This is a genomic window from Microcoleus sp. FACHB-672 (assembly GCF_014695725.1).
In the GTDB taxonomy this organism is placed as follows: Bacteria; Cyanobacteriota; Cyanobacteriia; order Cyanobacteriales; family Oscillatoriaceae; genus FACHB-68.
The window spans coordinates 575943-590526 of record NZ_JACJOU010000033.1; the positions used below are offsets into that span (position 1 = coordinate 575943).

Annotated in this window: 16 protein-coding genes; 11 read left to right on the forward strand and 5 right to left on the reverse strand. The window is 47.8% G+C overall.

Annotated features, from left to right (window positions below; all coding sequences use genetic code 11):
• Positions 1 to 10 precede the first annotated feature (10 nt).
• Together H6F56_RS25530 and hisS are read left to right on the forward strand one after the other, a co-directional pair.
• The gene (locus tag H6F56_RS25530; RefSeq protein ID WP_190674880.1) at positions 11 to 307 is read left to right on the forward strand and encodes a hypothetical protein; all 297 of its coding nucleotides are present in this window, start codon (positions 11 to 13) and stop codon (positions 305 to 307) included.
• 112 nt (positions 308 to 419) lie between these two features.
• On the forward strand, positions 420 to 1697 hold the full coding sequence (hisS, locus tag H6F56_RS25535) for a histidine--tRNA ligase (RefSeq protein WP_190674883.1): 1278 nt from the start codon (positions 420 to 422) through the stop codon (positions 1695 to 1697).
• Between the two features lie 91 nt (positions 1698 to 1788).
• Here hisS and H6F56_RS25540 read toward each other — a convergent pair whose 3' ends face one another.
• Positions 1789 to 3099 carry a TldD/PmbA family protein gene (locus H6F56_RS25540; RefSeq protein ID WP_190674886.1) on the reverse strand — a complete coding sequence of 437 codons (1311 nt, stop codon included), beginning with the start codon at positions 3097 to 3099 and terminating at the stop codon, positions 1789 to 1791.
• A gap of 250 nt (positions 3100 to 3349) precedes the next feature.
• Complete coding sequence (locus H6F56_RS25545) at positions 3350 to 4231, reverse strand: Tab2/Atab2 family RNA-binding protein (protein ID WP_190674889.1); 882 nt, start codon at positions 4229 to 4231, stop codon at positions 3350 to 3352.
• On the opposite strand from H6F56_RS25545, the gene H6F56_RS25550 reads away from it, so the two are divergent.
• The 4 genes from H6F56_RS25550 to rtcA all read left to right on the forward strand — a co-directional run bounded on the left by H6F56_RS25550 (position 4230) and on the right by rtcA (position 6740).
• Positions 4230 to 4427, forward strand: coding sequence for a hypothetical protein (locus H6F56_RS25550; RefSeq protein WP_190674892.1), 198 nt, complete (start codon positions 4230 to 4232; stop codon positions 4425 to 4427). The two genes, H6F56_RS25545 and H6F56_RS25550, sit on opposite strands and share 2 nt — an antisense overlap.
• A gap of 214 nt (positions 4428 to 4641) precedes the next feature.
• Positions 4642 to 5295, forward strand: a complete 654-nt coding sequence (locus H6F56_RS25555; RefSeq protein ID WP_190674895.1) for a hypothetical protein — start codon at positions 4642 to 4644, stop codon at positions 5293 to 5295.
• A gap of 158 nt (positions 5296 to 5453) precedes the next feature.
• Positions 5454 to 5621, forward strand: coding sequence for an RHS repeat-associated core domain-containing protein (locus tag H6F56_RS27420; protein ID WP_190675080.1), 168 nt, complete (start codon positions 5454 to 5456; stop codon positions 5619 to 5621).
• A gap of 90 nt (positions 5622 to 5711) precedes the next feature.
• Positions 5712 to 6740, forward strand: coding sequence for an RNA 3'-terminal phosphate cyclase (gene rtcA / locus H6F56_RS25565; RefSeq protein WP_190674899.1), 1029 nt, complete (start codon positions 5712 to 5714; stop codon positions 6738 to 6740).
• Positions 6741 to 6765: 25 nt separating this feature from the next.
• On the opposite strand, the gene H6F56_RS25570 is transcribed toward rtcA, so the two are convergent.
• On the reverse strand, positions 6766 to 7497 hold the full coding sequence (locus H6F56_RS25570; RefSeq protein ID WP_190674903.1) for a Uma2 family endonuclease: 732 nt from the start codon (positions 7495 to 7497) through the stop codon (positions 6766 to 6768).
• Positions 7498 to 7725: 228 nt separating this feature from the next.
• On the opposite strand from H6F56_RS25570, the gene H6F56_RS25575 reads away from it, so the two are divergent.
• The 3 genes from H6F56_RS25575 to H6F56_RS25585 all read left to right on the forward strand — a co-directional run bounded on the left by H6F56_RS25575 (position 7726) and on the right by H6F56_RS25585 (position 10701).
• Positions 7726 to 8787, forward strand: coding sequence for an alkaline phosphatase D family protein (locus H6F56_RS25575; RefSeq protein ID WP_190674906.1), 1062 nt, complete (start codon positions 7726 to 7728; stop codon positions 8785 to 8787).
• Positions 8788 to 8857: 70 nt separating this feature from the next.
• Entirely contained in the window at positions 8858 to 9502 is a 645-nt protein-coding gene (locus tag H6F56_RS25580) for a histidine phosphatase family protein (protein ID WP_190674911.1), read from the forward strand.
• A gap of 155 nt (positions 9503 to 9657) precedes the next feature.
• Positions 9658 to 10701 (forward strand): glucokinase, encoded by a 1044-nt coding sequence (locus H6F56_RS25585; protein ID WP_190674915.1) that lies wholly within the window; start codon positions 9658 to 9660, stop codon positions 10699 to 10701.
• Between the two features lie 169 nt (positions 10702 to 10870).
• Here H6F56_RS25585 and H6F56_RS25590 read toward each other — a convergent pair whose 3' ends face one another.
• The gene (locus H6F56_RS25590) at positions 10871 to 11755 is read right to left on the reverse strand and encodes an MBL fold metallo-hydrolase (protein WP_190674918.1); all 885 of its coding nucleotides are present in this window, start codon (positions 11753 to 11755) and stop codon (positions 10871 to 10873) included.
• A gap of 256 nt (positions 11756 to 12011) precedes the next feature.
• Between H6F56_RS25590 and H6F56_RS25595 the strand changes: the two genes are divergently transcribed.
• Positions 12012 to 12161 (forward strand): hypothetical protein, encoded by a 150-nt coding sequence (locus H6F56_RS25595; protein ID WP_190674922.1) that lies wholly within the window; start codon positions 12012 to 12014, stop codon positions 12159 to 12161.
• A 131-nt stretch (positions 12162 to 12292) separates the two neighbouring features.
• Here the strand turns inward: H6F56_RS25595 and aroC are convergent, their stop codons facing one another.
• On the reverse strand, positions 12293 to 13381 hold the full coding sequence (gene aroC / locus H6F56_RS25600) for a chorismate synthase (RefSeq protein WP_190674935.1): 1089 nt from the start codon (positions 13379 to 13381) through the stop codon (positions 12293 to 12295).
• Between the two features lie 142 nt (positions 13382 to 13523).
• On the opposite strand from aroC, the gene H6F56_RS25605 reads away from it, so the two are divergent.
• Positions 13524 to 14504, forward strand: a complete 981-nt coding sequence (locus tag H6F56_RS25605; protein ID WP_190674937.1) for a cytosolic protein — start codon at positions 13524 to 13526, stop codon at positions 14502 to 14504.
• Positions 14505 to 14584: the final 80 nt, after the last annotated feature.

A 14584-nucleotide genomic window follows, 5' to 3' on the forward strand; every position in this document is an offset into this window, starting at 1 on the left:
AGTTTGTAGGATGAGCGAGCAAACACTGCAGACCGCTGGGGAAAAACATCTGCGGTACGAAGTCCAATGGCCGCGACTGCCTTTAGCCGTGTACCGGGAAATCGCGGCGCATTTGCGTCAAGTCGCCGGCGTGGAAACAGGTTTGACGCCCCAACAGTCCCAGCAGTTTGATTACAGTCAAAGTCAAGTTGGGAGCTTGTGGATTCACTACGCCGAAAATGTTGATTCAGCAGATCGTCAACAGGTGGATCGGATTTTAGCTTACTATAGCAATCGCTATGGAGCTTTGGAAGTGAATAGGCACTGAGAACTGAGAAATTTACCCAGGACTGAGAACTCAGGACTGAGAACTCAGGAGTAACGTTTGGCTGTTCACTTCTTTGGCTGACTTTTGACTTTTGACATTTTACTTTTAAGTAATGGGCGCAATTCAAGCATTAAGGGGAACGCGGGACATCCTGCCCGAAGAAATCGGCTATTGGCAGCGGGTCGAATTTGTGGCGCGAAAAATTTTGAATAACGCCGCTTATCGGGAAATTCGCACTCCCATTTTTGAGGATACAGCGCTGTTTGAGCGGGGAATAGGGGAAGCCACAGATGTTGTGGGGAAGGAAATGTACACCTTCAACGACAAGGCGACTCCCCCCCGTTCCATTACCCTGCGTCCCGAAGGAACTGCTGGAGTGGTGCGGGCTTTTATCCAAAACAGTCTTTACGCCCAAGGCGGCGTTCAGCGTCTTTGGTACACCGGCCCGATGTTTCGCTACGAAAACCCACAAGCAGGCCGGCAGCGGCAATTTCATCAGATTGGGGTGGAGGTGTTAGGCAGCGCTGATTCCAGGGCAGATGCAGAGGTTATCGCGCTGGCAACTGACATTTTGCAAACGCTGGGACTGAAGAATCTGCGCCTATCCCTTAACTCGGTAGGAAATCCAGAAGATCGGCAGCGCTATCGGCAAGCTTTAATCGACTATTTAACACCCTTCAAAGACGCGTTAGATCCGGATTCCCAAGATCGGCTGACTCGTAATCCTCTGCGAATTCTAGATAGTAAGGTGGAACGCACCCAGCAAATTGCCACGGATGCGCCCAGTATTTTGGATTATCTCAGCGATGAATCGCGCCGGCACTTCGATCAGGTGCGGCAATTATTAGGCGATTTGGGAATTGCTTACGAACTCAATCCCCGGCTGGTGCGGGGCTTAGATTATTACACCCACACGGCATTTGAAATTCAGTCAGATGATTTAGGTGCTCAAGCCACAGTCTGCGGTGGTGGGCGCTATGATGGCTTGGTGGCCGAATTGGGTGGGCCACAAACACCGGCTGTTGGCTGGGCAATCGGCATGGAACGCTTGATTATCCTGCTACAACAGTTGCAAACGCAGGCGACACCGGCACTCGATTTTTATCTGGTTTCCAGAGGCGAACACGCAGAAGCACAAGCCTTAATACTCGCTCAAAAGCTACGCGGTGCCGGCTTTAGCGTGGAATTAGACTTAAGCGGCAGTGCGTTTGGCAAGCAATTTAAACGGGCCGATCGCAGTGGGGCGAAGGCTTGTTTGGTGTTAGGCGATGCAGAGGCTGAGAGTCAGACTGTGCAGCTTAAGTGGTTGGCAACAGGAGAGCAAAGTTCTCTCCCGCAAAGTGATTTACTAGAAAAAACAGAGGAGTGGCGCTGCCGGCTGGAGGGGTAAAAGCGCCGATTTCAGGTGGTGTGGGGCTACATCGTCAGGCCGGCAATAGGGATTATTTCAGCCCCATGCCCAATGCCCCATGCCCCGCCCTCTAACTCCTGCCGGTGGTAGACAGCCCCTCCACAATAATAGAGGGCGTGTAACAAGCGCCGTTCCAGTCGGCATCACTACCCAGTTCGAGCACTTGCTTAAGGGCGGTGTAAACGTTGCCCGCTACCATTGTGTCTTTGACTCTACCGATAATTTCGCCGTTTTTAACTCGGTAGCCGAGATCGACATTAATCGAAAAGTCGCCAGAAAGGCCGGCACCGCCGCCCAGCATTTGATCGACCATAATTGCGTCATCGAGTTGGGCGATCAGTTGCGCTAAGTCTCGCGATCCGGGCTGTATGAGTAAATTAAATAAACCGGGCGTGGGATAACTGCCTAAACCGGGGCGAAAACCGTTGCCGGTGGTGCCACTACCCAAAAGTCGTCCCGTGGTGTGATCGGTGTAGAACAGCTGCAAAATGCCATTTTGAATAAACACAAGCGAGTGAGTTGGGGTGCCTTCATCGTCAAAAGGGCAGCTAAACGGGCCGACATCTGGGTCTTGGGAAATGGTAAGGGCGTTAGAAATCACAATTTCGCCAAGGTGATCACTCCAAGGCGAGGATTTTTCGATAACCAGTTTGCCATTAAGAGCAGCTTGGACTGTACCCCAGAGCATATCAGCGGCTTTAGAGGTAAACAAGACCGGCACCCGACCTGTCGGCGAGGACACATTTTCCTTTGACCAATCTAATCGCTGCAAAATTCGCTGGGCAAGCATTGCCGGTTCTAGATGTCCCCGCTGGGTTTGACCGTCCCCAACACTCAAAAAATCATCGCCGCGCACCCATTCACCTGAGAGATAACAGCTAAGAGTGGTGTCGGTGTAACTGCAATCTAAGCCAAGCGAGTTGAGCAAGCGAGTGCTTTCAACTTCACAATCCCACTCAGCGCTACACAAAACCTCTGGATAAGGGTCGCGAACCAAGGCAATTGCTTCTTTGCCCCAATTCACCAGCACCTCAACCGGCACCGCTTCTCCCACATCAGGATAAGAAGACGCTTGAGATGCAGAGAGTTCTATTGTTTCCGGTTGGTTAAGCTGACTGAGGGCGATGGCGCGATCCACCAAATTTTGGGCATCCACCGGCCCGTAGGCGACGGCTAGCCCCGGACGCCCCCCGCGCCACAGCCTAAGCGCCGTCCCTTCAGATTGGGCGCTTTCTAACTGCTTGAGTCGGTTGGCTTCAAAAAACACGGGTCGCGACAGCGATCGCGATTGAAATACCTCAGCAGCTTCCGCTCCTGATTTTGCCGCTAATTCCAGCAGCTGTTCTGCCGACGCTTCTAGTTGCAAATTCTCAGAACCCATATCAATTTTTAGCGATTAGCTGTTAGCAATTAACCATTAGGTAGTCGCTAGTCGGGTATAGGTAAAGTATGTTTCCTGTCGAGCAAAGCAAATAAATTTGGCGGCCACATGAACAAGACATTCTAAGGGACACTGGCTTTATATCCACAGTCCGCTTAAAGTGACTTTGCTTATATGGTCGCGATTTTTAATCGCCAGGTACTTTATAAACCCGATCTAACAGCTAACAGCTAATTGCACTGAAATCACTTTACGATAGATTGAGTTCCTCTAACAGCCAAAATCCGGCAAAAGATTCTGATTCTGGGCTGGACTGCACTGCTAAAAAATGCACCATTTGTGCTTTTTGCTTGGCGTCGTCAAATCCTTTCGCCTCTGCTTGGAGTTGCGGGTTGGTGAGGTTGGCCAGAATCCATCGGTCACTGGCACCTGTTTCCAACACGATTCTGGCGGGTGAGTTGAGATCAACTTTGAGGAAAGCCAACTCTAGCCCGGAAATCCAGCCGGCTAAGGCTAAGGCTCTGGGTGAGAAAATGATGAGGCCAGGAATGGGGGTTTCTGGCGTCAATTGGGGCACTAAGCTGTGTTCGCCTAAAATTGGGAAAGCTTCGCTGAAGTCAATTTCCCACTCGTGCATCTCCTCAAAGGCGCTGGCTTCTAAGGTGACAAAGGCCCACCGCTGGCCAACTAAGGCGTCTGGCAAAGCTCGCGGTGCCGGTGAGTCCATGCGGACAGAGGCTGCCGGTGCCATGAGTTGAAAACCGGCTTCTTTGGGATAAACCTCTTGCATCCGCTGCTGTAGCCACCTGTGCAGTGCAATTGTGTGCCGGCTGGGTTTGGCGTCAAGCCCCAACTCTTGGCACGCTTTGAGGATCATGTTATTCATCTGCCGGCGAAAGAAGCGAATTTTTGCCGGCGGTGCCGGTGCTTTAGAGATCGCTTCTTCAAGTGCCGCTCGCAACCAAGCAGAATTGACCTGGCTACTGGGACAAAACTGCGCGTAGCGAAACAGCGACTCAGGGGCGCGGCGCGTGTCCAAAGGACTTTCGCACACCACAAGTTCCCAAAGCTTTTTTTGTTGCTCGTCCAAAATAGGCCGAGAGTAGAAATCTAATTCCCAAACCGTTGCCATGTTAAGCCGTTCAAATCTTGCCTGTTTCTTTTTCCATCATACGGGTGAAATGTCTTTGTCCTGCTTTGGGTTGTTGTGGCACCGAGATTTAGCGGCGAATGGGGGGAGAGTGGGAGATGGATCGAGAACTATCCTCGTTTACAGCAATTGGATGGATCGAGAACTATCCTCGTTTACAGCAATTGGCACGTTATAGTAGAGCCGATGTTGAGAAGCGAGTGATTATACCAGAATTTTCAGTCCCGTATACATAATCGGATTTGGTATCAGTCCTTGGAAACTGAGTATTTACTTGGCTCACATCCTGCATCCTTCTCAATCTCTGAACATTTTTTTCTCTGTCTGTCAGCAATAAGTAATTGGAAACTAATTCTCTTGATTTTGGTATTTCTCAAAGGTGAATAGGTGATATGTATAGCCTCACTGAAGCTGAGTTTCGTATAAAAGCTGAGCCTTTTCTCCGGCAAGTTTTTGTCAATGACGATGCCTTTGACCAACCTTTTTCTAAACGTGTAGTTGGGCGGTTAATTATGTACCCTTGTGAATACTGTATAGAACCCCCTATTATCAATGCTATCATTGACGCTGCCGCTAATTTGGGTGATACGGGCTGTTATATTTCTCTGTATAACACATCAACGTCCTCTGTTGAGCCTAATCACTGTTACATCCCTTTAGAAGATTTCATAGAAGCTTACACAATGTCAGGTGGACTTGAGCGCTCAATCGATTTCCGCTTAAGCATGAATCCTTATGGTCTAGACAGTATTATCTATTCAGCCAGTGGTAAATGGGGGTTGATAACATCCCATGAACGACATGGGCTACTGGGTGGGCCTGTAGAATTTATTGAAGAAATTCGCTCGGCTGTTCCAGATTTAGACCGGCAGGTGTATGGTTTCCTGGGACGTTTACGAATGTTGCTAGAAGCTTGCCAAATTTTTCCCGCTGATGTCACTCGCAATAAATGGTTGCAACCTTTATTAATTCATGTTTATGGAGAAGAAAAGGCTGAACAAATCTTACTGGAAGCCAAGGAGAATCCTACAACAATATATGATTAGCAGAAAAAAATAACTCAATCAAACTCGCTCTGACACTACAGAGTATGTTTGAGGGATGGCAATCGTTTAACAGAGTTCATTACTAAGGATAGTCAGAGGAATATTATTCAGTCGGTTGAGTATATTTACGTTGATCTATCGGTACTTGACACAATTACATTACCTACCACAGCTTTGGGCAAGCTACCAGTCAGACAAATGCTGCGCTAAACTTCCGTTTTGGTTATACGGGACGGGAGTTGGATTCTGAGACGAGGCAATACTATTATCGGGCGCGATATTACGATGCCGGTGTAGGACGATTTATTAGTGAAGATCCAAGATGAAATTATATTATTTGATTCTGAGATGAGCGATAAAAAACAAATTGTGGTCAAGGCAAGATAGTTGTAATTAACCAAACAAAAAATTTTTATATGATTCACATTGATGGCTCTTATGGTGAAGGTGGCGGGCAGGTTCTTCGCACTTCCCTGAGTTTGTCTGCGATCACCGGCACCCCTATCCGCATAGAAGGCATTCGTGCGGGACGCCCCAAGCCTGGAATGGCAGCTCAGCACTTAACTTGCGTGCGGGCAGCCGCCGCGATTTGCAATGCGGAACTGCGAGGCGATAAGTTGGGTTCGATGATGTTGGAGTTCACCCCCACCGGCTCTGTGCAAGCAGGACAGTATACTTTTGATATCATGACAGCCGGTGCGCTGACTTTAATTTTGCAGACGATTTTGCTGCCTCTGGCGCTAACGACGGGTGACTCGATGGTGAGGCTACGGGGAGGTACTCACGTTCCTTTTAGCCCGCCATTTACCTACATTGAACAAGTTTATCTGCCGGTGCTGGCTGGGATGGGCATCGAGGCTAGGGTGCGGCTCAATGCTTGGGGTTGGTATCCCAAGGGCGGGGGAGAGGCGGAATTACGCTTAAGTGGCGGTAACAGCTTGAGTGGTTTAAATTTAATCGAACGTGGCAATTTGCGACGGGTTCGGGGACTGGCGGTGGTTACGGAACTTGCGTCTCACATTCCGCAGCGCATGGCAAACCGTGCTGAGAATTTGTTGCGATCACAAAACCTAATCGCCAAGGTGCAGGCGTTGCGAGAAAGCGGTATAGCGCCGGGTGCGGGGATTTTTTTAACGGCTGAGTATGAAAAGAGTTTAGCTGGGTTTGGTGCTGTAGGGCGTGTGGGGTTGTCGGCTGAAAAGGTAGCGGAAATGGCGGCTGAGGAATTACTAGATTTTCATCATAACGGTGCGCCGGTGGATGTGCACTTGGCAGATCAGTTGCTATTACCGGCAGCTTTGGCAACGGAGGCGAGTCAGTATCGGGTGGCGGAAATTAGCACCCACCTAACAACAAATGCTTGGGTGATTGAGCAATTTGTGCCGGCGAAAATAATGATCGATGAAGAGACTCAGATAATTTCAGTAACGCCTGTTGCTAAATAAAAAGAGATGCCGGCTTTATTTACAATCACTCCGGCAATTCACCAAAGCGTTCCCGATAACGAGCTAACTGCGCTTCTAATTCCGTCGTGCGTTGTTGAGCTGCCTCAGCCTGTTGTTGAGCTGCTTCAGCCTCCTCTTGGGGTGTTGGCAGCAAAACCCCATCCAAAGTTGCCCAGCGCAACCAGCCGGCATTTACGTCTGCATAAGTTCCTTCCCAGCGTACTAATGCTAACTGTAAATGCCGGCTGAGCAAGCGATTTTGTTCATCTATTTCAACCGGCTCATAAACCCCTCTCACTAAAACAAAAGCTGCCAACTCGCCACTATAGGGATCGAACCAATAATATTCAGGCACTCGTAACTGATTTTGATAAATTAGTTTTTTCTCGCCTTTATCTTTTTCTGCAGTACTATCTGATAACAACTCAATTACTAAGTCTGGCCCTTTTCCCTCCTGCCAAACGACCCAACTTTTGCGCTCTCGCTTGGGCACATCCAGCACTACAAAAACATCTGGCCCGCGAAAGTCTTGATTGCGTACCTGTGCCTCACTAAAATAGACAAACATATTGCCAGCGACAAAAACATCTTGACGCTGTTTCCACAACAGCCGCAATGGATGAATTAGCATCTCCATCTGTAGTACATGGCGCAAGCTTTCCATAGGCACCCCGTCATCGTAAGGAAGTTCGTCCTCTGTCGGAGGAATCGTCACGCCATACTCGGCTAGCTCAGCTAGTGTCATTTCCTCTTGCATAGAGTTTCACCTAGTTGTGATTTCGGCTACTCACTATTTTAATTGAAATCTGCTTTACTTAGATATTAAATGAAAGTAAAATTTTGATAGTTTGTAAATTTAGTTTTTTTGACGTTAGAATTTTCTTTAAATATTTAAAAAGTACTTAATTCCCTCATTTCAAATCTTGATTAATTCAAAACTGACTTTAAAAATGGTAATATTTTATAGATTTTTAACACAATTCTTATGCACCGGCACTCCTCCCATTTTTTGTTTGCCATCACAGCAGTGTTCATGCTTTTCGGTTGCACTGACACTCCCGAAGTATTTAACACTCCTCAACAAACGCAGCCGACAAAAAAGCCGGCACAACCTACTATTGTTTCCCGCATTGCCTTCGGTTCTTGCAATAAACACGATCTCCCGCAACCATTGTGGCAACCAATTATTAGCAGTCAACCCGATCTCTGGATCTGGCTTGGAGATATTGTCTATGGGGATACCGGCAACATGAAGGTTATGCAGCGTAAATATCAAGCGACAAAAGCAAACCCAGGCTATCAAGCATTACTTCAAACCACGCCAGTGATTGGTACTTGGGATGATCATGATTATGGCAAGAATAATGCCGGCAAAGAATATAAAAAGAAAGCAGAAAGTCAACAGGAGTTATTAGACTTTCTTGATGAGCCGGCAGATAGTGAGCGCCGACAGCAAGCTGGAGTTTATACTGCCTACACTTATGGCACAGTAGGCAAGCAAGTCAAAGTCATTTTACTGGACACTCGCTATCATCGGGATGCGCCGGGTAAAAATAGTGATATTCTGGGTGAACAGCAGTGGAATTGGTTAGAAAAAGAATTTAAAAATAGCAAAGCGCAAATTAATTTGGTCATTTCAAGTATTCAAGTTTTGCCAGAAGACCACAAAGAAGAAAAATGGGAAAACTTCCCTAAAGCGCGGCAACGGTTGTTTGATTTGATTAAGAAAACGAAACTTTCAAGCGTAATTTTTCTAAGTGGTGACCGGCATTTTGCAGAAATTTCTAAAATGAAAACTGGCTCTATCCCCTATCCCTTGTATGAAATTACTTCCAGCGGACTCACTCATAGTTGGGAGAAATTAGAGAAAGAGCCAAATAAATTCCGTCAAGGGCCGTTTTTCAAATATTTACATTTCGGACTAATGGAAATTGATTGGAACAGTAAGCCAGTGCGCGTAAAATTGCAAATACGAGATGAAAATAATCAAGTAAAATTAGAGCAAAAAGTCAATCTTTCTGAATTAAGCTTCACTTCCAAAAAATGAAGGGTAAAGTCAGAGTATAGTGAAAGATTGAAGCCGGCCAAAGCAACTGTTCAGTTCACTAAGCAAGCTCATGTCTCAAACCGTCTGGATTGCAAGACACGCAAATCGCCTCGACTTTGTTAACCCTGAGTGGTTTAATACCGCTGAGCGCCCTTACGATCCCCCCCTTTCCGAGGATGGAGTTGGGCAAGCGAAGCAATTAGCTAAACGCCTTGCCGGTGAAGGCATCACACATATTTTTGCCTCGCCGTTTCTGCGAACTGTGCAAACCGCCCATGAAGTTGCCGAAGTCCTCGATTTGCCGGTCAAACTTGAGTCAGGTTTAAGTGAGTGGCTGAATCCAGATTGGATGCCGGTGATGCCAGAAAGACTGTCAATTGAAGCATTACATCAGCGATTTCCCAAGATCGACCTCAGCTATACATCTCGCGTTGTCGCTGAATATCCCGAAACTGACGAAGCGTGCTTAGAACGATCTGCTCAAACCGCAAGACACATCGCGGCTGAATTCCCAGGAGATATTCTGTTAGTGGGTCACGGCGCTTCAGTTCTGGGTGCGACAATGGGGTTAGCCGGCAGAAGTGCTAACCCGGAATTGAAGGTGGCGCTATGCTGTTTATTTAAATTGGTACGCCACGCCCACGATTGGGTAATAGAACTTAATGGGGATACGTCCCACCTCAGTCAAAGCGAGACAATCATCCGCTTTAATTAATTGGTTATTTCTCAGCACACAGTTGTTTGCTGTCAATTAGCAAGGGCAGATTTTACCGATTAATGTGAGGTTTCAGTATTAATCAATGTACTAAACTCACTCGTGTTAATCTCTTGTCCGATTCCCCCCTCACTGATGACCGTTAAGTAAAAGTTATGACATTATTACTTGCAGGAGACACCGGCGGCACAAAGACAATCCTGCGCCTGGTGAAAGCATCCACCGGCACAGAATTACAAACCCTCCATCAGGCGACTTACACCAGCCGGGAGTACGCCGATTTAGTGCCAATGGTGCGGGAGTTTTTGGCGTCGGCAGGAAAAGAGTTAGGTGAAAAATTTGCCCCCGAAAAGGCGTGTTTTGCCATCGCTGGGCCGGTTGTCAATAATAGCGTCAAGCTGACAAATTTGCCTTGGTTACTTGATGGCCACCGGCTAGAACAAGAACTGGGAATGGTGGCAGTCAGTTTAATTAACGATTTTGCCGCAGTTGGCTGTGGCGTCTCAGGTTTGGCACCGGCAGACTTACACCCTCTGCAAGCAGGCCAATTCCAGCCGGATGCGCCGATTGCCATCATTGGTGCCGGCACCGGCTTGGGTGAAGGGTTTTTAATCCGGCAGGGAGACACATATCAAGTTTTCCCCTCTGAAGGTGGCCATGCCGACTTTGCCCCCCGCAACGAGTTAGAGTTTGATCTGCTGCAATACTTGCTCGATAAATACCAAATTTCGCGCGTTTCCGTTGAACGAGTTGTTTCTGGTCAAGGTGTTGTGGCTATTTACCAATTTTTGCGGGATCGGCAAATGGCGGATGAATCGCCAGACGTTGCTGAAGTGGTGAGAACATGGGAGCAACAGGCGGGGCGCAAAGAGAAAACCGTTGATCCGGCGGCAACCATTGCTGCAGCAGCTTTGGCTAAGCGTGACCCCTTGTGTGAGGAGACGATGGAAATGTTCGTCGAAGCTTACGGGGCTGAAGCCGGCAATCTTGCGCTTAAACTTCTACCGTATGGGGGATTGTATGTGGCCGGGGGAATTGCTGCCAAAATCATGCCATTGATTTTAGAGAAAGGCCGGTTCTTACAAGCGTTTACCCAAAAAGGTCGGGTGACTCCCCTAGTAGAGCGAGTGCCGGTTAATGTTGTACTCAATCCACAAGTCGGGCTAATCGGGGCAGCTATTTGTGCGAGCCGGTTGTAATATTTGGCATTAAAGTTGCATAGAAAGGAAAGGGGCTAAGTGTAGCCCTTTCACGGGGATTTCAACTTTCTTGGCGTCATTAACGATTGATTGATGAACAGAAAGTTGACGGGCAAGTGCAGGTTGAACTGTAATTGCCCAGCCGACGAAACTATCGGCACTTGGCTACCTAACTTTTCACCGGCTCCATCAAGCGGGCTGGTTCAGTTACGTCCAGAATCATCCCCTCATAAGCAAGTACCGCATTCGGGCAAGTTGCGTAGACTTCCTCTGCCATCCGATCCAGAAACTCATCCGAGTGAGTGGGTTCGTGATGAAACACAACAAATCGCTTTACCCCGGCTTCCTTGGCAATTCTCGCCCCTTCCTGCCAAGTTGAGTGCCCCCAACCGATTTTCGGTGATTTCGGGTTGTGATACTCCTCATCGGTGTACATGGCATCGTAAATGAATAAATCCGCGTCACGAGCCAGATGCAGCACACTTTCATCGATGCGATCCGGGAAATGTTCGGTATCGGTGCAGTAAAACACCGTATGTCCCCGCCACGTCACCCGGTATCCCATTGCATTATTGGGGTGATTGAGATGGCCGGTTTCTAGGGTGATGTCGTCCAGTGTGATCACATCACCGGGCATCACTTCAGAAAACTTCAGATCTGCTTGCATCCCCGAGATCGGCACCGGCGAGTTGGGATGAAGCACCCGTTCAATAAAATGTTGTTTCATCGACTCTGCATCAGGGGGAACAGCACCATGAATGTGGAAGCTATTGCCCTGAATAAAGGCAGGGGTGAAAAACGGAAACCCTTGAATGTGATCCCAGTGATAGTGGGTAAAAAATATATCGGCTGTAACCGGCATTTCTTTGAGCAGGTGTTGCCCCAGCCGTTGCAAGCCGGTGCCGCCATCAAAAATCAGGCGTTTATCACCCAAGCGCATTTCCATACAGGAGGTGTTGCCGCCGTAGCGAACCGTATCTTTTCCGGGGGACGGAACACTGCCTCTAACACCCCAGAACTGGACAACAAAATCGGAGGAATGACTGTTTGCCATGTTGAAGTTAATAGCTTTGCGCGGTAAGATTGCTTCTTGGCCGCAGGCTAGGGTGCGGAGTACAACGCTGCATCTTTTGACAGTTTCACCCTGGCAACGACCCGTGGATGGACTTTTTGAGTCTAGCCCACTGTCACTCAAACGTCCACGATATTTGAGTGAAAATATACGCCCGGTTACTTTTACTTTTTAGCGATTTGAATCCGAAAAAAAGTAATTGAATGTAACACAAAATTCTCTCAAATTTTGAGAGAACTTGACGAAGTTGATGATGGGAAAACGACGTTTTCCAGACGGTATCTGCACCCTTGATTACTTGCGGGACGAGCACTGCTGCGCCCGGAAATGGGAAGTTGGTATTTGTCCCTATACCGATGCCGGCAGCCAAGATCCAAGAAAAGGTTGAAAGCCTTGCGCTATCGAAGAAAATCGCAACTGTCCTGATCCAAACCCCGACCTCTTGCATTGCAAACCTCCAAGATTTTGGATTTCAGTCAGGATAAGTTGGAAGTAGATGCTGAAAACCCGTTTGGGTTGTTAGAGCACTTTGCACTGACCCTGATGACGCAATAAATGATCGCATAGCACTAAGGCAACCATTGCTTCTACCATTGGCACAGCTCTAGGCAAAACGCAGGGATCATGCCGGCCCTTAGCTGCCAGTATAGTCTCTTCCCCGCCGCTCGTCACTGTACGTTGTTCTTTGCGAATTGTAGCAGTTGGCTTGAAAGCAACTCGTAAAATAATATTTTCTCCGTTGGTAATTCCGCCTTGAATGCCGCCAGAGCGATTGGTGAGGGTGCGAATTGCACCGGCTTCGTCGGTATAGAATTCGTCGTTATGTTCGCTGCCGGTGAGCAGGGTGCCGGCAAACCCGGAACCAATTTCAAAGCCTTTACTTGCCGGTAAAGACATGACGCCTTTGGCCAAGTCTGCTTCTATTTTATCGAACACCGGCTCGCCTAATCCTCTAGGGACATTGCGAGCGACGCATTCCAAAACGCCGCCAATAGAATCTCCTTGCCGGCGCACCCCGTCGATCATATCAATCATGCGTTCTGCACATTCAGAGTCGGGACAGCGAACAATATTGCTCTCCACTTGTTCAAGGGTGACAGTGCTGGGGTCAATTGTTCCTTCTAAGTCTTTGATCCGTTTGACGTAACCGACAATTTCCACCCCGGCAACTTGTTTAAGGATTTTTTTAGCAATTGCGCCGGCAGCCACCCGTCCAATCGTTTCCCGTGCGGAGGAACGTCCCCCACCTTGCCAATTGCGGATGCCATATTTTGCATCGTAGGTGGCATCTGCATGAGAAGGCCGGTAGGTTTGTGCCATCTCATCATAATCTTGGGGGCGGGTATCTTGATTTCTGACCAAAATTGTGATGGGCGTTCCCAGCGTTTTTCCTTCAAAAATGCCAGAAATAATTTCGCAGGTGTCTGCTTCTTTGCGAGGTGTGGTGATTTTACTTTGTCCTGGCTTGCGCCGGTCAAGTTCCACCTGGATTTCTTCTGCTGAAATTTCGAGTCTTGGGGGACACCCATCAATCACGACGCCGACGCCGCCGCCGTGGGATTCGCCAAAAGTGGTGATGCGAAACAAATGCCCAAAGGTGTTGCCCATGATGTTAAAAAATGCCAAGAAATTGTATTTTAACAGCGATTGATGTTAGAGAATGCCGCTGTCCTGTGGAGGCCGGTTTATAATACAAACACTCCCCACACGAGCGCACTCAGCCAAAAGCTCTCCCATCCTAAGTCAAACGATGAGCGAACCGCAAACAGAATACGACACGCCTTGGAAAGATGCTTTAGAACGTTATTTTGAGGAATTTATCGCATTCTTTTTTCCTCAAGCTCATGGTGATATAGATTGGCAGCGCGGCTATGAATTTTTGGATAAAGAATTGCAACAAGTCGTGCGCGATGCAGAACTAGGCCGACGCTTAGTCGATAAGTTAGTTAAAATTTACCGTGCCGGTGGCGAAGAAACTTGGGTTTTGGTACATATCGAAGTCCAAAATCAGGAAGAAAGCAATTTTGCCGAGCGGATGTATGTTTACCATTACCGCATTTTTGACCGTTACAAGCGCTCAATCGCCAGTTTAGCGGTATTGGGTGACGAGAGAGCCGGTTGGCGTCCTGAGCGCTTCAGCGATGAGCTATGGGGGTGTGAAGTCAATTTTAGATTTCCCGTGGTGAAGTTGCTAGACTATCAAGAAAGCTGGCAAGCGCTAGAACGTAGCCGAAACCCCTTTGCTACAGTCGTGATGGCTCATTTAAAAGCTCAAGAGACTCGTGACGACGCACGAGGAAGATTCTCTAGCAAGCTTTATCTCACCCGACGCTTGTATGAACAAGGTTATGAGCGGGAAGATGTGATTAATCTGTTTGGGTTTATTGACTGGGTCATGAATTTGCCGGCACAGTTAGAACAAGATTTTTGGCGAGAAGTCAGTCAGCTACAGGAGGAACGACGGATGCCTTACATCACAAGTGTTGAAAGAATTGGAATTGAGAAAGGAATTGAGCAGAGTCGCCAACAGATGAGGGAGATCCTGCTGGAAAGCATTGCGCTGGGTTTGGATTTGAAGTTTGGCAGTGAAGGATTGATAATTCTACCGGAGATTTCAGAGATTCAGGAAGTGGAGCAATTAAGAGCGATTCTTAATGGGTTAAAAACAGTAAATGCGCTTTCAGAATTGCGTCAAATATACAGCAAATTCGAAGTCTATGAGGTACAGTAGCAGCAATGTGTAAACCAATTTTTGAGATGTTCGAGATTCATTAATTGAAGTGCTAGTTTAATTAAACCATCAACTCCAGA